At 37.2% G+C, this 23135-nt stretch carries 22 protein-coding genes; 15 read left to right on the forward strand and 7 right to left on the reverse strand.

The annotated features are described in order from the left end of the window. Nucleotides 1–12 precede the first annotated feature (12 nt). From LG273_RS09560 to LG273_RS09590, 7 genes are all read left to right on the forward strand, one after another. Complete coding sequence (locus LG273_RS09560) at nt 13–222, forward strand: acetyl-CoA carboxylase biotin carboxyl carrier protein subunit (protein WP_404459376.1); 210 nt, start codon at nt 13–15, stop codon at nt 220–222. A gap of 28 nt (nt 223–250) precedes the next feature. Then, nucleotides 251–1144 (forward strand): hydroxymethylglutaryl-CoA lyase, encoded by an 894-nt coding sequence (locus LG273_RS09565; protein WP_404459378.1) that lies wholly within the window; start codon nt 251–253, stop codon nt 1142–1144. Between the two features lie 15 nt (nt 1145–1159). Further along, complete coding sequence (locus tag LG273_RS09570) at nt 1160–1942, forward strand: enoyl-CoA hydratase (protein WP_404459380.1); 783 nt, start codon at nt 1160–1162, stop codon at nt 1940–1942. Between the two features lie 19 nt (nt 1943–1961). Beyond that, nucleotides 1962–3491 (forward strand): acyl-CoA carboxylase subunit beta, encoded by a 1530-nt coding sequence (locus LG273_RS09575; protein WP_404459382.1) that lies wholly within the window; start codon nt 1962–1964, stop codon nt 3489–3491. 232 nt (nt 3492–3723) lie between these two features. Then, nucleotides 3724–4197, forward strand: coding sequence for a CBS domain-containing protein (locus LG273_RS09580; protein ID WP_379564035.1), 474 nt, complete (start codon nt 3724–3726; stop codon nt 4195–4197). 67 nt (nt 4198–4264) lie between these two features. After that, the gene (locus LG273_RS09585) at nt 4265–7882 is read left to right on the forward strand and encodes a dynamin family protein (protein WP_404459384.1); all 3618 of its coding nucleotides are present in this window, start codon (nt 4265–4267) and stop codon (nt 7880–7882) included. A gap of 21 nt (nt 7883–7903) precedes the next feature. After that, nucleotides 7904–8767, forward strand: a complete 864-nt coding sequence (locus tag LG273_RS09590) for a 5'-3' exonuclease H3TH domain-containing protein (protein WP_404459386.1) — start codon at nt 7904–7906, stop codon at nt 8765–8767. On the opposite strand, the gene LG273_RS09595 is transcribed toward LG273_RS09590, so the two are convergent. Then, entirely contained in the window at nt 8764–9897 is a 1134-nt protein-coding gene (locus LG273_RS09595; protein ID WP_404459388.1) for a zinc-dependent alcohol dehydrogenase, read from the reverse strand. The genes LG273_RS09590 and LG273_RS09595 overlap by 4 nt on opposite strands. A 125-nt stretch (nt 9898–10022) precedes the next feature. Between LG273_RS09595 and LG273_RS09600 the strand changes: the two genes are divergently transcribed. Together LG273_RS09600 and LG273_RS09605 are read left to right on the forward strand one after the other, a co-directional pair. Then, nucleotides 10023–10841, forward strand: a complete 819-nt coding sequence (locus LG273_RS09600) for a gamma-glutamylcyclotransferase (protein WP_404459390.1) — start codon at nt 10023–10025, stop codon at nt 10839–10841. A gap of 91 nt (nt 10842–10932) precedes the next feature. Then, nucleotides 10933–12456, forward strand: coding sequence for an FAD-dependent oxidoreductase (locus LG273_RS09605; RefSeq protein WP_404459392.1), 1524 nt, complete (start codon nt 10933–10935; stop codon nt 12454–12456). 55 nt (nt 12457–12511) lie between these two features. Here LG273_RS09605 and LG273_RS09610 read toward each other — a convergent pair whose 3' ends face one another. After that, nucleotides 12512–12709: a hypothetical protein gene (locus LG273_RS09610; RefSeq protein WP_379564047.1), complete on the reverse strand. Its 198-nt coding sequence runs from the start codon at nt 12707–12709 to the stop codon at nt 12512–12514. A gap of 209 nt (nt 12710–12918) precedes the next feature. Here LG273_RS09610 and cysK point away from each other — a divergent pair, with 209 nt between their 5' ends. After that, nucleotides 12919–13842: a cysteine synthase A gene (gene cysK / locus LG273_RS09615; protein ID WP_404459394.1), complete on the forward strand. Its 924-nt coding sequence runs from the start codon at nt 12919–12921 to the stop codon at nt 13840–13842. A gap of 213 nt (nt 13843–14055) precedes the next feature. Beyond that, entirely contained in the window at nt 14056–15282 is a 1227-nt protein-coding gene (locus LG273_RS09620) for a DUF819 domain-containing protein (protein ID WP_404459396.1), read from the forward strand. Nucleotides 15283–15349: 67 nt separating this feature from the next. Here the strand turns inward: LG273_RS09620 and LG273_RS09625 are convergent, their stop codons facing one another. Continuing rightward, nucleotides 15350–16219 carry a DUF3307 domain-containing protein gene (locus LG273_RS09625; protein WP_404459398.1) on the reverse strand — a complete coding sequence of 290 codons (870 nt, stop codon included), beginning with the start codon at nt 16217–16219 and terminating at the stop codon, nt 15350–15352. Continuing rightward, nucleotides 16216–16992, reverse strand: a complete 777-nt coding sequence (locus tag LG273_RS09630; protein WP_404459400.1) for a hypothetical protein — start codon at nt 16990–16992, stop codon at nt 16216–16218. The genes LG273_RS09625 and LG273_RS09630 overlap by 4 nt, the downstream gene beginning before the upstream one ends. Before the next feature lie 360 nt (nt 16993–17352). On the opposite strand from LG273_RS09630, the gene LG273_RS09635 reads away from it, so the two are divergent. Further along, on the forward strand, nt 17353–18015 hold the full coding sequence (locus tag LG273_RS09635) for a CPBP family intramembrane glutamic endopeptidase (RefSeq protein WP_404459402.1): 663 nt from the start codon (nt 17353–17355) through the stop codon (nt 18013–18015). 177 nt (nt 18016–18192) lie between these two features. Continuing rightward, nucleotides 18193–18750 (forward strand): cysteine hydrolase family protein, encoded by a 558-nt coding sequence (locus LG273_RS09640; RefSeq protein ID WP_404459404.1) that lies wholly within the window; start codon nt 18193–18195, stop codon nt 18748–18750. A 338-nt stretch (nt 18751–19088) separates the two neighbouring features. Here the strand turns inward: LG273_RS09640 and LG273_RS09645 are convergent, their stop codons facing one another. Continuing rightward, a complete protein-coding gene (locus LG273_RS09645) occupies nt 19089–20624 on the reverse strand; it encodes an FAD-dependent oxidoreductase (RefSeq protein WP_404459406.1) in 1536 nt (511 codons plus the stop codon). A 173-nt stretch (nt 20625–20797) separates the two neighbouring features. On the opposite strand from LG273_RS09645, the gene LG273_RS09650 reads away from it, so the two are divergent. Further along, nucleotides 20798–21064: an acylphosphatase gene (locus LG273_RS09650; protein ID WP_404459408.1), complete on the forward strand. Its 267-nt coding sequence runs from the start codon at nt 20798–20800 to the stop codon at nt 21062–21064. A gap of 57 nt (nt 21065–21121) precedes the next feature. Here the strand turns inward: LG273_RS09650 and LG273_RS09655 are convergent, their stop codons facing one another. Then, on the reverse strand, nt 21122–21361 hold the full coding sequence (locus LG273_RS09655; protein WP_379564065.1) for a DUF362 domain-containing protein: 240 nt from the start codon (nt 21359–21361) through the stop codon (nt 21122–21124). Nucleotides 21362–21666: 305 nt separating this feature from the next. Here LG273_RS09655 and LG273_RS09660 point away from each other — a divergent pair, with 305 nt between their 5' ends. Then, nucleotides 21667–22857, forward strand: coding sequence for a M14 family metallopeptidase (locus LG273_RS09660; RefSeq protein ID WP_404459410.1), 1191 nt, complete (start codon nt 21667–21669; stop codon nt 22855–22857). 57 nt (nt 22858–22914) lie between these two features. On the opposite strand, the gene LG273_RS09665 is transcribed toward LG273_RS09660, so the two are convergent. Then, the gene (locus tag LG273_RS09665; RefSeq protein ID WP_379564069.1) at nt 22915–23121 is read right to left on the reverse strand and encodes a DUF6501 family protein; all 207 of its coding nucleotides are present in this window, start codon (nt 23119–23121) and stop codon (nt 22915–22917) included. Between the last annotated feature and the right edge of the window lie 14 nt (nt 23122–23135).

Genomic DNA, 23135 nt, shown 5'->3' on the forward strand with positions numbered 1-23135 from the left:
GAGGAAAATTAAATGGAACTTAAAGCTAGCATGGCGGGAAGCGTTTGGAAAGTGAATGTAAATCAAGGAGATTCAGTCAGCGAAGGACAAGACGTTGTTATCTTGGAATCTATGAAAATGGAGATTCCTATACCTGCAGAAAAAACAGGTACTGTGCAGGAGTTACGCGTAGCAGAAGGTGATTTTGTAAATGAAGGTGATGTGTTAGCAATAATTGATTAGAGTGATCAAGAAATGAGGAGGGTTGTACATGAACTTTCCACCAAAAGTGACGATTAAGGAAGTTGGTCCAAGGGATGGCCTACAAAATGAACATGAACTTGTTCCTTTAGATGCCAAAATAGATTGGATAAATATGCTTAGTGACAGTGGATTTTCCTATATTGAGATATCTTCGTTTGTCCATCCGAAATGGATACCACAATTAAAGGATGCCAAAGAGGTTGCAAAAGGGATTAAACGGCATCCTGATACTACTTATGCTGCCCTTGTCCCGAACCAAAGGGGATTGGAGCGGGCGTTAGAAGTAAATATTGATGAAGTATGTGTGTTCATTTCAGCCAGTGAGACGCATAATTTAAAAAATGTGAATAAATCTATTGCGAGCACTATCCCGGTTATTGAAAAAGTGGCAGAAGAGGCAACTAGTAATCATAAAACAGTTAGAGGCTATATTTCTACGGTGTTTGGTTGTCCTTATGAAGGAGAAACTTCGATTGATCAAGTTCTCTCACTCTGTGAAAAATTATTGGAAATGGGTGTTGAGGAATTGTCTATTGGGGACACGATCGGAGTTGCCGATCCATTACAAGTAGAAAAGGTAACAACAGCATTATTAAACTATTTTCCCAAAGATAAATTGGCCATGCATTTTCATAATACAAGAGGAACGGCTCTTGCTAATGTCCTATCTGCAATGAACCTTGGAATTGCAAAATTTGATAGTGCCGTAGGGGGTTTAGGTGGTTGCCCGTACGCCAAGGGAGCGACTGGGAATCTTGCAACAGAGGATCTCTTATATATGCTTCAACGTATGGGGGTTAAAACGGAAATAAATATAGAGAAGGTTAATGAAGCAGCTAGCTTTATTGCACGGTATGTACCAACATTATCAAGCCATCAAATGAAATTATTAAATAACTAATATGAGGAGAGAGATATGCGTTTGATAACATGTGAACTTATTGAAGACGGACGAATTGCCATACTTACACTTAACCGACCGGAGGCAGCAAATGCCTTGTCTACAAATCTTCTCGAGGAACTAAATAGGCAGATCCATCAAATAGAGCAATCCCCTACTATTCGTTGTGTCATTATAACGGGAGCTGGAAATAAGGCATTTTGTGCGGGTGCGGATTTAAAGGAACGGCAAGGGATGGGCGAAGAACAGGTTGTGCAGGCGGTTCAGAATATTGGGGATACCATTACAGCACTTGAGAACCTCCCTATACCAGTTATCGCGGCGATAAATGGCGCTGCTTTTGGAGGGGGACTCGAGCTAGCGTTAGCTTGCGACATGAGAATTGCATCCCATCAAATAAAAATGGGACTTACGGAAACATCCTTGGCAATTATTCCTGGAGCTGGTGGTACACAGAGACTGCCCCGATTAATCGGAATCGGTCAGGCAAAGCGATTAATTTATACTGGTAAACCGATTGGGGCAGAAGAAGCTTATCGAATTCATTTAATAGAAGAGATTTCAAGCCAAGACGATCTGGTGAATAGAGCAATTGCTATAGCAAGCGATATTGCTTCTAATGGACCAATTGCCATCCGACAAGCAAAATTTGCAATGGATGGCGGGATACAGACAGACCTTGAAACAGGATTAAAAATTGAGCGCTTGGCATACAAGGAAACAATTCCTACCAGCGATCGAATTGAAGGGCTAACCGCATTTAAAGAAAAAAGAAAACCTATCTATCAAGGGCAATAATTTTAGCAGGAGGGTAGCTATGGACTATAGAGGAGATTTTAAGCAAAAAGTGGAAACGATAAAAAAAGGCGGCAAGGATAAATACCATCAACAAAATGAGAAAAAAGGAAAGCTGTTTGTACGAGAACGGTTAGCCTTACTTTTAGATGAAGATCTTGATATCGAGGATGCTTTTTTTGCCAATTGTATGGATGAAGGACTTCCTTCAGATGGGGTGGTAACAGGGATAGGAAAGATTAACGGGGAAGCAGTCTGTGTCATGGCCAATGACTCTACTGTGAAAGCTGGATCTTGGGGAAAACGAACCGTAGAAAAAATTCTGCGTATCCAAGAGACAGCAATGAAGCTGGAAATACCCATGCTTTATTTAGTTGACTCTGCAGGAGCGAGGATTACAGACCAAGTAGAGATGTTTCCAGGTAGAAGGGGAGCAGGACGTATTTTTCATAACCAGATCAAGCTTTCTGGACGGGTACCCCAAATATGCCTATTATTTGGGCCATCAGCGGCAGGTGGTGCTTATATTCCTGCTTTTTGTGATATTGTGGTCATGGTGGATGGCAATGCTTCGATGTATTTAGGATCACCTCGAATGGCAGAAAAGGTTATTGGGGAAAAAGTCAGCCTTGAGGAAATGGGAGGAGCGAACATGCATTGCTCCGTTTCAGGTGTCGGAGATGTCCTAGTGCAGACAGAGCAGGAAGCTATTACTTTTTCAAGAAAATACTTGAGCTATTTCCCTGCTAACTTTAGACAAAACCCTAAAGCAGCTGACATAAAAGAAGTAAAATTTACAGAAAAGACTCTAACAGATATCATACCGAAAAACCAAAATGCTCCTTTTAATATGTATGACTTAATTGATAAAATCATTGACGAGGAAAGCTTTTGTGAAATTAAGAAAAAGTTCGCACCGGAATTAATTACGGGATTAGCCAGAATAAATGGTAAGTCGGTTGGGATTATTGCCAACCAGCCTCGAGTAAAGGGTGGCGTGCTTTTCCCTGACTCAGCAGACAAATCGGCAAAGTTCGTTCAGCTATGTGACGCTTTTCATATCCCGCTCCTCTTTCTAGTCGATGTACCAGGCTTTATGATAGGAACAAAGGTAGAACGTGCTGGCATCATTCGTCACGGTGCTAAAATGGTCGCAACCATGAGTGAAGCCACGGTTCCGAAAATCTCAGTTATTGTAAGGAAAGCGTATGGTGCAGGATTATATGCAATGGCTGGTCCAGCATTTGAGCCGGATAGCTGTATCGCTTTACCTACTGCGCATATTGCTGTTATGGGACCGGAAGCCGCAGTAAATGCCGTATATGCGAATAAAATCGCAGAACTACCTGAAGCTGAAAGACCTGCCTTTATTAAAGAAAAGCAAGATGAGTATAAAGATAATATTGATATCTACCGGCTGGCTTCAGAGATGATTATCGATGCGGTAATTGACCCCGAGCATTTGAGAGAAGAACTTTCTAAACGTTTCGCTCTTTATGAGTCGAAAAATGTGCAATTCACAGAGAGAAAGCATGGCGTTTATCCTGTATAATAGAATAGCTTGACTAATCCAGAGGTTAACAAAAGCCTCTGGTTTTTCGTGTTTATCCTTTCTATTTCATTAGTTACTATAACTATATTATGTAAACTAAGTAATATTTAGAATGAACCTGCTTTACATTCTCTTCCTTAAAGTTTATATAAAATCAATGTCTTGTAATTGACATTCACGGGAAAAATAGAATAATAAACCGTAATAGTACATTTTATATGGAGGATTTTTCATGATAATTGAAGATTTTATGATTAGGGATGTTATTAGTGTAAAAAAGGAAACGACCATTAAAGAACTTCTGGAAAAGCTTGTCCAGCATAAGATTACTGGTGTACCGGTTGTGGATGAAGAAGGAAAACTGCTTGGTATGGCTACTGATGGCGACGTTATACGAGATATACAACCTAAGGGTAGAACCGTTTATGATATATTTTCCCTAATCCTGGTCAGTGAGCAAGCTGATTTGAAAGATCGGTTGCGCTATTCGCTTGACCGACAAGTAAAGGAAATCATGCAGAAGAACGTTGTGACGGTAAAACCAAAAAGTCCGATTGATGATGCGATGGCAGTTTTTTCGAAGCATCATATTAAGAAAATCCCTGTCGTTAATCCCGCAAATCGGGTAGTTGGTGTTATAAGTCGTGGTGATCTTATTCGTTACATTACTACGAAGTTAATTGATCAGACTGTTGATAAGCTATAAGCTCATGTAGAAAATATAGTAAAAAGAGCGTATAATGTGGAAGGAGAATGTTTTAACAGAGAGGGTCATGAAGTTGATCATACAAAAAGAAAGTAAGCAATTATTTATCCAGAAATTGGCTACTTTGTACCAACGTTTTGTTGATGAGCAAGATGAGGTTAATGCATCGAAAATAATCGATTTATATAAGAAACAGAAAAACGATCAGTTTATTATGAGTTTTGCTGGTCATTTTTCTGCTGGAAAATCTTCGATGATTAATGCCATACTTGGGAACGAAATCCTTCCGAAAAGTCCTGTTCCCACTAGTGCAAATATCGTTACTATTTCACGTGGGGCTGGCTTTGTTCGTGTATACTTCCATAATGGGGAGATTATCGAAATAGAAGAGCCATATGATCTAGAGCTTATTAAGCAATATTCCAAAGACAGAGACCAAATAAAGCAACTTGATATTCGATCGAGGGACAGTGTTTTACCAAAGGATACGGTAATTATGGACACACCTGGCATTGATGCTGCTGATGATGCGGATCGACTAATGACTGAATCTGCGATGCATCTTGTAGATGTTTTGTTTTATATTATGGACTACAACCATGTGCAATCAGAAGTTAATTTACAATTCCTCGAGTCGCTTCAAGCTAAGCAAATTCCTTATTATGTCATTATTAATCAAGTTGACAAACATGACGACACAGAGCTTCCATTTGCTACGTTTGATGCGAGCATTAAACAAACGTTTGAACAGTGGGGCATTATGCCACAACGTATTCTCTATTCTTCCTTAACCAATCTTAATGTTAAATATAATGAGTTCAGGACAATTCAAGATATTATCCACACAATGATCGAAAAAGATATTAAACAGCATGATACGACACCGAATGCTTTAAACACAATCGTTAAAGCTCATGAAAAATATCTGGATAGTATCTATGAAGAAAAAATGCCTACGCTTGGTCAAGATCTAAGTGAGAACGACATTCATGCGGAATTAGCTGATCTTGTCGGACAGCGTGATGATAAGCTTGAAAGACCAAATGTTGTACACCAGCAGTTGATGTCCGAGGTTCAACAAACCTTAAAAAACGCTTATGTTATGCCAGCTTCCTTAAGAGAGAAGGCAAAGCTTTTCCTTGCATCCAGACAGCCTGATTTTAAAGTAGGTCTTTTTGGTGCAAAAAAGAAAACAAAGGAAGAGCAGGAGGTCAGACTGCAAGCCTTTTTGGAAGAACTACACGAATCTGTAAAATCTTCGATAGAATGGCGCATCAAGGAGAAATTGACTGCGACATTGACGGAGTATCAGATTCATGAGACAACCCTTTTACAACAGGTGCAGGATTTAGAAGTATTTTATACAGAGAACGACCTTCTTCGTTTGATGAAAACGGGAGCTACCATAAACGGTGATTATGTATTAAATTATACAAATGACGTGGCTTCAGACATTAAAGCATTGTTTAAAAAACAAGCGATAAACCTTGCTGATAAAACGAAGACATATGTAGCTGAGCAAAATGCCAGTCAGCTTGATGAATGGAAAAAACAAATTGCTCAACTTGAGCAGATAGCTACTATTAGGAATAAAAGAAATGAATTTGAAAAAGAGCTTACTATTAAAAAGAATTTTTTGCGGGAACAGTTGGAAACAGATCATCCTTATGTGGAGTCTGTTGCGTCACTAGAAAAAACACTTCAAGTTCGTAAAGACCAGATAAAGTTTGTTTCTGCACCGACAGCAGAGCTTTCAACTCAAATAGAGCAGAAAGGAATAGCGACTAGTCACTATTCCGACGACGAAAATGATGCAGGTTCACAGAATGAAATTGTCTTGGATCTCAATAAGACAATACACATCCTAGAAGATATCCCAGGGGTTCAGCATTTAGTCGATGATTTGTTGCGTAAAAAACACAGGCTTGAAGAGCGCTCTTATACGGTCGCCTTATTCGGTGCTTTTAGTGCTGGAAAATCATCTTTTGCCAATGCATTGCTTGGTGACAATGTGCTACCAGTTTCTCCAAATCCAACAACTGCCACGGTAAATCGCATCAATCCAGTCACTGAAAACACCGGACATGGCACTGTTCAAATACGTGTTAAGCAAAGAGAAGAACTGGAAAGAGACTTACTCGAAATATTAAAAGCGTTTAAGCCACCAACTACAGCATTGAAGGGTTTATTACATTGGGTAGAAGAGAACAGCTACCAATACAGCGATGACTTGAATCCATTATACCAATCCTATCTTCAAGCTATGATGGATGGTTATCAAGACATGGAAAAACATATCGGTGAAAAGCTCTTTATTCAGGCAGAAGAACTCGGGCCGTATGTGACGGATGAGAAAAAAGCGTGTTACATTGATGTGATCGATTTGTACTATGATTGCGAGCTTACCAGACAAGGAATTACGCTTGTTGATACGCCAGGAGCTGATTCTGTAAATGCTCGGCATACTAATACAGCATTTACCTATATTAAGCATGCCGATGCCATTTTATATGTTACGTACTATAATCATGCACTGTCTCGTGCTGACAAGGACTTTCTTATGCAGTTAGGCCGGGTGAAAGATACATTCGAATTAGACAAAATGTTCTTTTTGGTTAATGCTGCAGATCTCGCATCAAATGAGCAAGAACTCAACCTGGTTACAGATTATGTTCAGGAACAACTAATTCAGTTGGGAATACGATTTCCGAGAATTTTCCCGTTATCAAGTAAGCAATCACTAAAGGAAAAGAAGCAGAAGACACACTTAAATGAAAAGATGGCTGCTTTTGAAACTGCTTTTCAGAGCTTTATAAAAGATGGCCTTAGCTCCCTTACTGTATCTTCTGCCAGAAAAGATATGGAGCGCGTAAAAACAACTTTGGTCAATCTACTCGATTCCAGCAAAATGGACCAACAGCAAAAGAAGGAGCTTGAGCAGGTACTCACTAAAAAGCAAGTTGAAATGGAACGCACAATTAAAGAGTATGAAACGAATGTTTTCACACGACAAATATATGAAAAAATCGGGAAGCAACTCTATCATGTACTAGAACGTTTCGGAATTCGATTTCATGATATGTTTAAAGAAACGTTTAACCCGACAACAATTACCCAGTCTGGTAAAGCTGCACAGCCAGAACTGAAAAACGCCCTTCAACAACTGTTAGATTATGGTTCATTTGAGCTATACCAGGAGGCACAAGCTGTTTCATTACGAATGGAAGCATTCATTAATAATTTGCTCCAGCAAATGTACATGGACCTTTCTGCAAAGTTATATTCATTGGATGATCGCTTTAGTGTACCTGACTTCGAGAAGGTTCTATTAACGACTCCACTATTTGAGAAAGGCATGGAAACAAGTGTTTCCGGTTATCAAAATGTATTAGCAACCTATAAAGGAACAAAAGCCTTTTTTGCGAATAACGAAAAGGAGCAAATGAAGGAAGCACTATACAAGCAAATTCGTCCTGTTGCTTCAGAGTATGTAGACACCATAGATGCTATAATGAAAGAACAATACGAGCAACAATGGGAGACTCATGTTAAAGAGATACGAAGCAACCTTCATGTTAAAGTAGAACAGTACGTGGAAAGTAATCTTGCTGTGCTAACCACACCGCTAGATACAGAAAAATTAACAGAGAAGCTAGAGACAATGGACGAAATTTTAGCTAAATAATGAACAAAGGATTGAATAAAAATGGATAAAAAGCACGTTTTACTTGTAGATGGAATGGCTCTTTTATTTCGAGGGTTTTTCGCAACTTCCTTTCGTGGAAACTTTATGATTACAACCAAAGGTATTCCGACTAATGGCGTATACCAATTTATGCGGTATTTTCTTGATGCAGTAAATAAATTTAACCCGACCCATGTCGTATGCTGTTGGGATATGGGCAGTAAAACATTCCGTACTGAGATGTATGAAGGTTATAAGGCAAATCGGGACGCTCCACCAGTAGAGTTGATTCCACAATTTGATTTGGTAAAAGAAGTTGTGGAGGCATTTGATATGCCGAATATTGGAGTGCAAAATTTTGAAGCGGACGATTGCATTGGAACATTGGCCAGAGCATATTCTGCCGAAAATGACGTAACGATTTTAACAGGCGACCAGGATATTTTACAATTAGTCGAAGAAAACATACAGGTTGCCATTATGCGAAAGGGACAGGGAAACTATGAAGTATTCACCAATGAAAACTTTTACGAAAAAAAGGGAATTACCCCAAGACAGGTCATTGATGTAAAAGGCTTAATGGGAGATACCTCTGACAATTATCCTGGAGTAAAAGGTATTGGTGAAAAAACGGCATTAAAGCTTATTCAAGAGCATGGGACGATAGATGAAATGCTTGCAAATATAGACAGTCTGCCAAAAGGGGTACAAACCAAAATAAAGGCAAACCTGGATATGCTGCATTTATCAAGAACACTCGCTGAAATAAAATGTGATGTGCCTATTGCCTGTGAACTGGATACGGCATTATGGCATTATGATAAAGAAAAAATACAGAAGAAATTTGATGAGCTGGAATTTAAGAATCTTGCTAAATTTATCTAAGGCTTTAAAATTACCTTGATGCAATCATCTTGTTTTTTCTGAAATAATTCGTATCCTTTCGCTGCATCATCTAGCGGAATCTTATGGGTAATAATATCTGTTGGATCTATTTTCTTAGCTGTGATTTGCTGGTAAAGCTCTTGCATGTAACTACGTGCAGGAGCTTGCCCCATTTTTAAGGTGATATTTCTTGTAAAGAAAGGTCCTAATGGGAAGAGATTGTATAAGCCACCATACACACCAGTTAACTGTACTGTACCGAACTTTTTAACTGCTTTCGTAGCGATTTGAATTGGACCAAGTGTTCCACCTTGCAGCTTTAATTTCTGTTCCGCAAATTCCAAAGCTGATTTCTTTCCATCCATACCTACACAGTCTATTACAACATCTGCTCCACCTTTGGTAATTTCCTTTAATGTTTCACCCATATCATCATATTTTGTGAAGTCAAAAATCTCCGTCTTGTTAGTCTGCTTAGAGTGTTGAAGACGGTAACCAACATAATCAATGGCAATCACGCGACTTGCTCCTTTTTGCCAAGCGAATTTTTGGGCCATTAAACCGACAGGCCCACAACCAAGGACAATGACGGTATCACCTTGTTTAACCCCAGCATGTTCTACACTCCAATAAGCGGTTGGGAGAACATCGGATAAAAATAGAAGTTGTTCATCCTCAAGCTCACAATCTTCTGGGATTAAAAAAGGGGTATAGTTTCCGTATGGAACACGTAAATATTCTGCTTGGCCTCCAGGAAAATCACCAAATTTCTCAGAGTACCCAAAGTACCCTCCTGAATCATAATGCGGGTTGGAATTATCACATTGGCTTTCCTGATGATTGTTACAATAAGGGCATGTTCCACAAGCTACTGTAAAAGGAATCACGACACGATCTCCCTTTTTCACCTTTGTTACATCTGGACCAATCTCCTCTACAATCCCCATCGGTTCATGACCAATCGTATATCCAATAGGTAGCGGGAAATTTCCTTGGTATAAATGAAGGTCAGACCCACAAATTGCCGTTGATGTAATGCGAACAATCACATCTTCAGAATCCTGTATTGTAGGAAAAGGAACCTTTTTTACTGCTACCTCATACTTGCCTTGATAGGTTACTGCTTTCATGATATCAAACACCTACTTTTTTGGTTTGTACTTATTTTTATCCAAGGAAAAATATCTATACCTTGAACTGTTTCTCGTTTTATAGAGGGCTGCATAAGGTATAGAAAATGGAAAGGAGAGATATTATGCCGTTACTTTTTATTTACGGAGATCTAAGGACTGAAAAAAATGCTCTATTAATAAATCAAGAAGCAACTAGTGTAGATGAACAAGTGTGGACTTCAGGAAAGCTTTATGATGATAACGGGAAGGCCTATTTAGCTGAAGACACTAATGCTTTGACCTATGGAGAACTGGTCGAGATCAACGAGGAGAATCTTACTGAATTGGAGAATGAATTTAACTGGACGCTTTCTACTGTTGATGTATACGCCTCTACAGGTGAGCAATATAAAGCTAACATGTATGAAGAGAACAAGCTTATAGGGGACAAATTAGAGGAGGTTCCTTTTGGTGACTGGAAAGTATATTGCTACTTAAAGAATGAGAACCTATACTATTTTGCTTATGGATCTTGTATGGATGATAACCGCTTTAAAATGGCCAATGTGGACCAATATTTTACTTCTATTGCGGGAAAAGGTGTACTTGAGAATTATGGTTTTCGTTTTACCAGGTCGAGTGAAGATGGGGGAAAAGCAGATATCATTGTTTCTCATATGGAAAAGGTTGAAGGGGTTGTCTATAAAGTCCCATTAGAAGCGATAGATTATCTTTATGAAAGAGAAGGAGTGTATCGTAAAAGGTATCGACCGACCATTATAAAGCTTACATTAAATCATGGTGAAACAATAGAGGGGATAACATTTGTCAGTGTAGATAAGGACCCCGAAACGAAGCCAACAGAAAGATATGCAAATGAAATTCTGCGAGGAGCGGCAGAAATATTATCACCTTCATATGTGGCGAGAATACGTTCTCATATTAATCACCTATTAAATTGATTTGAATGCTTATTTTCATGTTGGTGTTTACTATTTGGCTATTCAGGTTATTAGAATACCATAATTAAAAGTATAACCTGGAGGTATTACATTGAAATCAAATCAAACAACGTCCGTGTTACCTGAAACAATTCATTCTTATTGGAGAGAAACAGGAACTGTAAAATCTTATGGAGAACTTAAAGAAAATCTAAATGTGGATACTGTTGTAGTAGGGGCCGGAATGGCAGGTGTTATGACTGCTTACCAGCTTGCAAATGAAGGTCAAAAAGTAGCGCTTCTTGAGGCACGCGAACTATTTAGTGGAACGAGCGGTTACACTACCGCAAAATTAACGGCGCAACATAATTTAATTTATGACGAATTGATAAACCGCTATGGACAAGAATCAGCTAAGCTTTTTTACCAAGCTAATATGGAAGGAATAGCTTTTATTAAAGAATTAGCTGACAAATATGGCATTGACTGTGAGCTTGAAGAAAGGGAAGCTTTTGTATTTACACAAAAAGAAGAAAATCGTAACAAATTCTTAAAAGAGATTGAGGCTTATGAAAAGCTCGGTATCGAGGGTGAATTTATTGAAGATCTACCATTAAACTTAGATGTAGAAGCAGCAATTATGATGCGAAATCAAGCTCAATTCCATCCAGTTAAATTTTTATCCGGCTTGCTTGATGAGTTTGTTAAACTTGGAGGTCAGGTATATGATCAGACAAGGGTAACAGAGATTACAGATGAAAATGGACAGACGCAATGTAAAACAGAAAATGGTTCAAAGGTAACTGCTAACCATGTGGTACAGGCCACACACTTACCAATTGTTGAACCTGAAGGGAATTTCTACTCCTCTCAAACAAATCCGGAAAGTTCCTATGCACTCGCAGTAAAAACGGAAGATGAATTTCCAGATGGATTGTACATCAACGCAGATCTTCCAAAAAGAACCTTACGTAGTTTAAATAGTGATACAGGCCGCTATATTTTAGTTGGTGGTGAAAGCCATCCAACTGGTGATGGAAAGTCATCTTCTCAACGATATAGTGAGTTAGAATCATTTGCAAAAGAATTATTTAATGTTAAGGAAATTACAAATCGCTGGTCCGCACACGATTATATTTCAGAAGACAGGCTACCATTTATAGGATCCCTATCACAAGAACAACCAAATCTTCTTGTTGTAACAGGATTAAGTAAATGGGGATTGGCTACGGCTGCAACTGGAGCAAAGGTACTGACAGATAGGATACTTGAACAAGAAAGTCCGTATCAAGCGCTCTTTAGTCCAGCAAGGGAAATGAAAGAAACAACCACCGTAGAACCAAAAGAAGAAAACCCAAATGACTATGCAGATTCTAGAGAAGAAGGAAACCCTGAAGACCTGTCTAACAATCAAGGGATGGTAACAAAATATGATGGAAAAGATGTAGGGGTTTATAAAGATGATAATGGCCAGTTGCATTATGTAGATCTGACGTGTACACACCTAGGCTGTGGGGTTGAATGGAATGATGGCGATCGGACTTGGGATTGTCCGTGTCACGGCTCTCGGTTTAGCGGTACAGGCCAGGTAATTGAGGGACCGGCGGTTGAGTCTCTGGAGAAATTAAATCAATAAAACGTTGTGGATAAAAAAGCTGCTTCACGATGGAAGCAGCTTTTTTATATAAATACTATTTGTTGCGGTTGTTGTTACGGTTGTTTTCGTTACGGTTGTTGTTGCGATTGTTATTGTTGTTACGGTTGTTGTTGTTATCGTCTAGGAATTCGTTCGCAAATTCAACGTTGTTAATATCCTGGTTGTTGTTATTGTTGTCATTGCGATTGTTGTTGCGGTTGTTTTGACGATTATTATTATTATTGTTGCTCATCGCTAACACTCCTTTTAATTTTTTCTACGTGATTTTTTTGATCACATAGCAATTACAAAAACTATTTTTTCCTTATTATAAAACTCTATACGTCTAATTTCACTCCAAATAATACCAATTAATCCTGAGTGATTTACTTGTATATAAGTATTTTTTGATGGTATGATCATACTATAAATTAAATGTTCGGCAAAAAGGTAGGGAAACAAATGAAGATAGTTGATAATGTAACAGAATTAATAGGTGAAACACCGATGGTCAAGTTGAATCGTCTCATACCAAAAGATGCTGCAGATGTTTATATTAAAATGGAAATGTTTAACCCAAGTAAAAGTGTTAAGGACAGAGCAGCCTATAATATGATAAAAATTGCTGAAGAAAAAGGATTCATAAAGCCAGGGGATACCATTATTGAGCCGACGAGCGGCAATACGGGAATTGGGCTTGCGATGAATGCTGCAGCGAAGGGCTACAAAGCTATTCTCGTTATGCCTGATAACAGTACGCAAGAAAGAAGAAATCTTTTAAAAGCATTTGGAGCTAAGGTAGTGCTTACTCCTAGTAAAGAGAAAATGCCTGGTGCGATTAAAAAAGCATTAGAATTACAAAAGGAAATACCAAACAGCTTTATTCCACAACAATTTGAAAATATCGCAAATCCTGACGTACATCGTGTTACAACGGCCCCAGAAATTTTAAGTCAGATGGACGGGAAGCTTGATGCCTTTGTATGTACGGCAGGCACAGGCGGAACTGTGACTGGAACAGGCGAAGTGTTAAAAGAAAAGTTGCCTGATTTAAAAGTAACTGTCGTAGAGCCCAAGGGGTCTCCAGTGCTTTCAGGAGGAGAGCCGGGAAGCCACAAGTTAGTTGGAACAAGCCCAGGCTTTATCCCAGAAATTCTTAATACTTCGATTTACGATGAAATCGTGCAGATTGCAGATGAGATCGCTGTAGAGATGTATAAAAAACTACCTCAGCAAGAAGGAATATTCATTGGTCTATCAGGAGCAGCAGCTGTCTATGCCGCTATACAGGAAGCAATTCGGTTAGGGCAGGGAAAGCGTGTTGTTTGCATTGCCCCAGATACAGGTGAGCGGTATTTAAGTATGAACTTATTTGAAGAAGAATAATACGATTAACTAAAATTTGGTTAAAAGCTTATTTTCCAGTATGGGAAAATAAGCTTTTTTTAGTTAGTTATATCTGAATCTTTTGAAATGAGTTTATGAAACATGTAAAATATTAGTATCTTTTTTTAGTAAAATGAAGATAGTAATACGCTTATTTAGTTCATGGTGATAATATCAAATATATACATACTAATAGAGATAGGAGTCGTTAAGTTGGAAAACACATTAATACAAGCAGACGATACGATAACGCTATGGGGGATCATCATTATAGTTGCATCTTTAAGTATTTTTTTAGAACAACGGTATCGCTGGGCATCTAAGTTTACTGGAGCCATTCTTGCATTAGCAGGAGCAATTCTTTTGTCCAATACAGGCATCATACCTACAGAATCATCCGTTTATGATGCAGTTTGGAACGTGATCGTGCCACTAGCAATCCCATTGCTTTTATTCCATGTTAACTTTAAAAAGATTTGGAGGGAAAGCGGAAGAATGCTCATTATCTTTCTACTTAGTTCCATTGGAACGGTAGCAGGGACGATCATTGGATTCTTTCTCTTAAGAGAGCATATTCCCATGCTTGATCGTCTTGGTGCAATGTTTAGTGCAAGCTATATGGGAGGTGGAGTTAACTTTGCCGCTATGACCGCTAAATTTGAAACACCTGATGCACTAGTATCTTCTGCAGTAGTAGCGGATAATCTCACTATGGCAATCATGTTTGTTATTTTAATGACAATACCGGCACTATCATTTTTTAGAAAACGATTTAATACCCCTCATGTAACAGAAGTAGAGAATCAAAATACAACAGAGCAAGGAAAAACTTTAGCAGAGAGTTTTTGGTCTAGAAAAGAAATTTCTTTGAAGGATATCGCTCTCTCAGTAGGGACAGCATTTTTACTTGTCATCGTCTCCTTGAAATTGTCCGAGTTTTTTGCGAGATTAATTCCATCTGGAGATAATGTTTCCTTCTTTTTTAACTTATTAAGCGGATTATTTGGAGACCATTATTTAATGCTAACAACACTTACATTTGTGGTGCTGGCTTTATTTCCTAGGTATTTCGAGGAGCTTCATGGTAGTCAGGAAATTGGAACCTATCTCATCCATATTTTCTTTGTCGTAATTGGAATTCCGGTCTCGCTAACGTTAATTTTTGAAAATGCACCGCTCTTATTTGTCTTCGCCTTTGTTATCGCAATTGTTAATATTGTCATTTCATTGGTCGCAGGGAAACTGTTTAAATATGACTTAGAAGACATCATCTTAGCAAGTAATGCTAATATTGGTGGGCCCACCACTGCAGCAGCATTAGCAATAGCAAAAGGGTGGAAGGACTTAATTGGTCCTATATTGATTGTGGGAACATTAGGCTATGTAATAGGAAATTATGTTGGTACAGTGCTGGGATTGTGGTTTGCTAATCTTATATAAATATAAATTATGTATTCCAAAAGGGACGCTATATAGGGCTAATAAATGCAAACAAAGAAATTAGTAATTACATAATAATTGCTTGCACTACTAGCCCGAGTAATAATCCTAGAAGAATGGAAGATAGTGTACCTAACAGAAAATATTCCGCCCAGTTTCGATCATCTAACTGCTTAAATCGTGCAATGGATTTGGCTGCAATAATAAACGTGATAGCCGGATACGCACCAACAACTGTTAATAGTATAACTAGCAATCTTTCAATATACCCGATTAGTTTGCCGCGTGAACGAAGTGGGGAGGAATATGTAAAATAATGATACTCCTCTGTAAGGTTATTCTCTGCCTTCAATTGGTTGGTTTCTTTTACATTAATCATCTGGTTTTTCAATGTTAATTCGCCTTCAAAGTTTGCAAGCTCTGAGGGCAAATTACCTATAATGTGCTTTACTATATGGCCACTAACACTTGTTGCTAATATATACATGATGGTTAGGAATAATAGTGTATTAAGTAGGTCTGTCATTCCGTTCCAATTCTCGATATGATCTGTGACAACTGTGAGGTTCATTTGAAAAAAGAGGAAACAGGTAACAACAATCATAGTAGTATGCAAAGCTTGATCCAATAAGAAGTACCCAAGTAATTTCAAGTTATTTGGTGTATCTTTTTTAGCTCCCTCTACAAGCTTAATTTTCATCAAGTCTATTAGTAGATGCGTCATAACAATAAAAGCAAGCGGGAAGATTAAGTAGTTGATTACATTCTGGAAATCATGTAAATAACTCCATATGAATAAAAGGGCAATTCCTGTAGTCAATAAATGATGAATGGAGTGGCTTTTCAAATATTTTACTTTTCCATTTACCATTTTATCGGATTGTAGCCAAAAATCAGCGATTAAATGTGCAAGGAGCATCAATAAGAAAGTAGTCATTTTAATCTCCTATCTTTTGGAATATAGTTGTGGAGATGGTATTGTATATTTCGTTTAATATTTGATTGAAGATTACTATTTAAACCCTGCTCATCCTGTGTATCTAATGAATCTAATACGTTTACAATATCATGAAATGCCCGTAAAATGGTCTGCGTTTTTCCTTGCCTCATATGATGCGAGATAGTGGGTGTTGTTCGTTCAAGATAGTCGCTCACTTTAGTTTGTTGGCCAAGTATGAAATATAAGGAACAAACAAGAGATTGTATTTCGGTTTGTTCGTTCATATGTTCCTGCTTTAGCATTAAACTTGTATTAATTAATGTTTCGAATTGCTTGTTAAAAACAGTGAAGCTTTGTTTACCCGATACATTCGTTAATGCAAAGTGAAATTGCGTTCTATTCTGTTGGTTTTTAAGGTAATCGGAGGCATTTCTTGCTTGTTTCATTAAAGGGTGTATCCAGGTTTCTAGATTGATTTCACTTAACTTTTCCGGAATTTCTCCAAAGGTAAGACCGAAATAAGGTTTGTGATTGGAAAATTTCCAGACGTGATTAATATAATAAGCTAGTGTATAGGCGGTTGCATAACCCTTACAAACTACGACCAATTCATCACCAGCTCTATGACTAATCTTTGTTTCTACAATATATTGTGTCCACACGGCAATATTCGTTTTTAATTCCTCTAGATAATCACTAAGTTCGTGTCCTATTTGTTCTTGAGATGAATTACTTATATCCATAATAAAGACGGAGACATTAGTAGACATACATAAACAGCTCCTTGCTAATAAAATAGATTAAGTTAGATTATATACTCGAATATAACAAAAGTTAGATGAAATAGTCAAACTCGATAATAGTTAGATCTTTTAATCTAATTAATTGCAAATTATTTTAACAAATTTAAATGAGACGGAAAAAAGCGTTTGAGATAGTAGTCTTATTTCAATGTTAGGGGAGCTCGGTTTACAGAAGGATTTTAAATTCAAAGTAAGATATTTAATAGAATAAAGATTTTAGATCATTTCGGTTTATCAAACAGAATTTTTACCCGTTTAAAAGTTACATCAATTAGACCATTTCTTCGTTACATTATTTATACGATTAAACGGTAAATGGGGGAGAATATGAATAGTAAAAAAGTTTATATCTTGTTAAGTACTTTTGTCACCTGTGCCGTGCTGGCAATTATCGAGCATGGAGTGGAGATTAATTATGTTATAAAAACCTTATGTAAGATTAGTTTTTTCTTCCTAGTAATTTGGAGTTATAAAAAGATATTTAAGGATTTTCGATATAGAGATATACTTGCCTTTTCTAAGTTAGGGAGAAGAGAATGGATAAAGCTAATGCTACTCGGACTATTGTCAGCTGGAGTTGTACTTGGCGCTTATTTGCTATTTTTACCGTACATAGACCTAAATCTAATACACCAAGACTTAACAGAGAGACTGGGCATTACAGCGCTGGGTTTTATTTTTGTTGGAATTTATATATCCTTTGGAAACTCTTTACTTGAAGAGTATTTCTTTAGGGGATTTATCTTTTTTAATTTACCGCGTAAATGGGGGTACATTTACAGTCCATTATTATTTGCAAGCTATCATATTCCGATGATTATGCTTTGGTTTACAGCTGATATTATCTTAATTTGTTTTATTGGCTTATGGATTATTGGATTTGTTTTTCATCTGGTAAATGAGAAAAATAGAACGATTTGGGCATCCTGGATCATCCATATTTGTGCAGATATTATGATCATTATGATTGGGGTGAATGTTTTTTATTGAGGTAATCTTGTAATATAGATTCTGTTTAATCATGAGTATCTTAAGTAAACTTTCTTGTACTTAATATAAACAAATGTTCATTGCAAAAGATATTCTCTAGTTAACGTAAAGTCAACAATAGAAAGGAGGAAGTCTAAAGAATTAGTCTATTTATACACATTGAAAGGGGATAGTGACTTGAAACAAACATTACTAATCATTGATGCACAACAAGAATTAATTGATGGGAATCAAGAAATGAGGCCAATCTATAATAAAAAACAACTAATTCGTACTATTAATGAGGTGATAGAGAAAGCGATGGAAGCTGATGTTCCTGTTCTTTTTGTTAGGGATCTCGATGTTGCAGAGGGAAAAGGTAATGGATTTCAGATTCATAATAAAATAAATGTTCCTACTAAACCTAAAATTTTCAATAAATCTGCAACAAATTCCTTTTATGGCACAGGTCTATTAGAATATTTAAAGGGGCGGGAAATTGAACATATTGTGATGATGGGATGTGAAACACAACATTGTATTGACAGTGCTGTGAGAACAGCAACTATCAGTGGTTTTGATGTAACTCTAATTGGAGATGGCCACTCAACATTAGGCAATGATGTTTTAAGTGAAGAACAAATTATAAAGCATCATAATAGTACACTTCACGGTCATTATAATGTTGATCATTTTTCAGTTGTCAGAGATTCTGCAGAAGATGTTTTTGTACCAAACCATGACTTGTACAGGTAAACATAGAGAAATGCTTTTTAAGTCAAAGATCAGCGAAGACAACTACTAATAACATAGCCCCTCAAAAAATCTTGGAGAAAAACGTAATTCGTTATTTTGTTTATTATATATTTGGAAGAGAGACAGGAGATAAAAAGGCTTTAAACATACCAGTCCAAACTTCAAATTATTTCTTCTAGTTTACATAATATATATTATAGGAAGTTATTGAGAGATTTGCATTTTACATCTTAATATCAAAGTATACTTGAGATAGTGAGATATCCGAAAAAATTTGTACTTATTTTGATAAATAAACTAAAAACTACGCCAGATTATTTTATCTGGCGTAGTTTTTGCTAACCGTTTTTGGTCTTCATATCTACTTTAGCTAAAGGTTTTTTTGCGGGGCCTTCGAGCACATCACCTTTATAGGAAAAGCGTGATCCATGACAAGGACAATCCCAGCTACGGTCGCCGGAATTCCATTCGACCTCGCAGCCTAAATGTGTGCACGTTGTATCTACCGCATGTAATGTATCTTGTTTATCCTTATAAACGCCAGTTCTTTTTCCATTAATCCGTGTAACGATTGCTTCATCTACTTTTATTTCGTCAAGCTTGTTATCAGAAAAATCCAATTTACCCTTAATCATATGTTTTGCAACATCTGCATTCATGGATATAAATTTACGGACAGACGGATCTGGTTGGAACCGTGATGGCACATAAATTTCTGCGTAATCATTTGGTATGTTTGTTATCTCGTCAGCAAGAATCATTGCTGCCACTGTACCATTGGTCATTCCCCATTTTCTGTATCCTGTGGCAACATATACATTGCTTTCTCCTTTGGTAATAGGTCCGATATATGGAACCTTATCCATAGTGGTTAAATCCTGTGCAGACCAACGATAAACAAATTCCTTTACATCAAAATGTTCGGAAGAAAATTTTTTAAGCTTTTCATAATGGTGCATGACGGACTCTCCCTGGCCAGTCTTATGGCCTTCCCCACCTATAAGCCATAAAGGCTCATCTTTTCCGGGGGTCGTTCTAATGGACCTAGTAGGACTTTCTGCATTAATGTACATTCCACCAGGGTATTCTAACTTTGACGTTGCAGCAACTACATAGGATCGTTTTGGGTACATTCTGGCAAAATAAAAGCCCTGTTTATCATAAAATGGAAAATGGGAAGCGATAATTACATGATTACATGTAATTCGGTGTCCGTCTTTAGTAAGAATATTAGGGTGCTTGTTATACTCAATATCGATAGCTGGTGTGTTTTCATAGAATGTAACACCATTCTCTTTACATAGCTTAACAAGCTCCTTTAAATACTTTAATGGATGAAATTGAGCTTGATTCTTCATTTTTATTGCTGCTTTTAACGGGAGCTTTAAAGGGATCTCCGTTAGATACTCACTGTCTATCGACAACTTTTCATATGCCTTCATTTCATTTTCTAACTGCATGATGTAGTGGTCATCGTTTGTATAGACATAAGCATCCTGTGATTCATAATCACAATCCATTTGATGCTCGCTAATTGTCTTTTCAATGAATTCTTTTGCTCTCATAGCTGCTTGATAATAGATAGCAGTTTTTTCTTCACCCATATGGGTAATAAATTCATCATAAATCAATCCATGTTGTGCTGTGATTTTTGCTGTGGTGTGGCCTGTTGTGCCATTTAATATCTCGTCCGAATCAATTAAGACAACTTGAACATTTTGTTTAGATAATAAGTAGGCAGCAGTAATTCCAGTAATCCCCCCTCCTACAATGGCAACCTCCGTCTTTATAGAAGTTTTTAGTGGTTCAAATGTCGGGATTTCTTCTTCCCGCCAATAAGGCTCTGGGTTTGATGGCAATTGAATTTCACGCACTGTTCCGTCTCCTCTTCACGTTAGATTAGTATTATTGTTAACAAAAAAGAAAGGATATATAAGTTTGAATCGCCTTTTAAATAGGTAAACATATTAAATAGACATTAATCTTTATGGTATGGATATTTCTTTACTAAGAGGAATACCACTAATCAATATAATGAGGTGATACTATGAGAAAGCATGTAATCGTTAGTGGTAGCGTACAAGGCGTGGGATTCAGGAATGCAGCCAACAAGAAAGCAAAAGAGATGAATTTAACAGGATGGGTCCAAAATAAAGCTGATGGGACAGTTGAGCTAGAAGTCGAAGGACAAGAAGAAAAACTTCAAAACTATCTAAAGCAAATTGAGGATGGACTAAATAAATTTATACAGGTTGAACGTATGGATGTAGAAAATAAAGAAGATTATGGGTATGACACATTTCAAACAAAATAAGTATACTTGCCCACAAAAAAAGATCATCCTGAATACTCCAGGTGATCTTTTTTTGTATTATTGCTCTTCAAAGAACTTTTTATTTAATGCTATATATTCGGTTTCCTCTTCCGGAACCTCGTCCTCCATGTAAATCGCTTCGACTGGGCATACTGCTTCACAGGCGCCACAATCAATACATATCTCCGGATCTATATAAAACATGTCTTTTCCTTCTTCAATGCAGTCTACTGGGCAAACTTCTACACATTCGCCCGCCTTTTCATCCTTACATGGTGAGGTTATTACAAAAGCCATAAATCAATTTCCTCCTCTAATCATTGCCTATCCGTATCGAATTGGTATGTTACAAGCTATTATAACTTATTTTCACCAAAAATTAAAAGGACAAACATTTTGTTAAATGAAACGATTCTTTTAAGAAATAGTCTGTCTTGTAGCTTACCATAGTATCAATATCACTTTTTCTTCAGTCACATTAATCTCCGTTAAATAACATATAGTGAATTATTCATTCTTTTTACAATAGTAATCATTTTATAAATCACTTTTCCTACGTATAACCATATTATTAAATAAAACGTAATAAGGGAGAGATATACATGGAAGTAACGGTCCGTCAAGGGGATTCTTTATGGTATTATAGTCAATTATTTGGCATCCCACTCATTTTAATAGAACAGTCTAATCCACAGGATTCTCCTGAACAATTATCTATTGGTCAGGTAATACAGATTCCAGGGTATGTGTCTGAAACGTATACGATACAGGAAAATGATACGTTATATTCTATTTCAATACGCAATAATGTGCCTCTAGATATGTTGTTTTTATTGAATGCATCGCTTAATCCTAACAACCTTCAGCAAGGGCAAACGATTGAAATCCCCCAAAAAGTTAACGCGTTGCTATTTACAGATCCAGATAATTATACGTACGATAAGATGCTTGATGATCTTGAGGCAATACAAGAGGTTTATCCGTTTATACGCCAAAATATTATCGGAAATTCCGTGATGGGAAAAGAACTGATTGAATTGCAAATTGGGAATGGTTCGAAGCAAGTTCATTTAAATGGTTCGTTTCATGCAAATGAATGGATTACCACCCCTGTTATAATGCGTTTTCTAAACGAATATGCATTAGCCTTAACCAACCATCTCCCCATTAGAGGAGTATTTGCATTACCATTACTTACTGATACGACACTGTCTGTAGTACCAATGGTGAACCCTGATGGTGTTAACCTGGTTTTAAATGGTGCATCTGCTGCTGGTGACAGAGAACAGCAAGTCTTAACGATAAATAATCAACAGGAAGATTTCTCTAACTGGAAGGCGAATATTCGGGGAGTCGACTTGAATAACCAATATCCAGCACTTTGGGATGTCGAAGCGGCTCGCAAGCCAACATCTCCAGAGCCAAGAGATTTTCCAGGTTATTCACCTTTAACAGAACCAGAAGCGATAGCGATGGCTGATTTAGCACGGCAACAAACTTTTGATCGCATGAATGCTTTTCATACACAAGGAGAAGAGATTTATTGGGGGTTTGAGGGGGATGAACCACCTGAATCCGAAGACATTGTAATGGAATATGCAAGAGTCAGTGGCTATGAACCCGTGCAGTATATTGATAGCTACGCTGGGTATAAGGATTGGTTTATTCAAGAATTTCAACAACCAGGATTTACTGTTGAATTAGGAAGTGGCGTAAACCCTTTACCCATTGAACAATTTGAAGAAATATACCAGGAAACCCTTGGGATCATGCTTGCCAACTTATATTTATAACAACATGATTATCGCATGATAGATAAGAAAAACAAAATAACAGGGGCTGTCCCCCTGTTATTTTGTTTCTTCAAAGTAGTCTTTTCTGAATCCGCCAATACGATTACTGTTATCGATAATAAAATAAAACTCATCTGTTTCATTTTTAACATCATACATCTTACCTGGAGTTAGTTTGTTATGCACGACAAACTTTTTTGCATCAGCATGTACACATTTTATTTGTTTTATTGTATTTCTCTTTTCCCATTCTAAATGAATCATCTTTTTTCCTCACT

The sequence above is a fragment of the Oceanobacillus kapialis genome (assembly GCF_044790185.1).
GTDB lineage: Bacteria > Bacillota > Bacilli > Bacillales > Amphibacillaceae > Oceanobacillus_B > Oceanobacillus_B kapialis.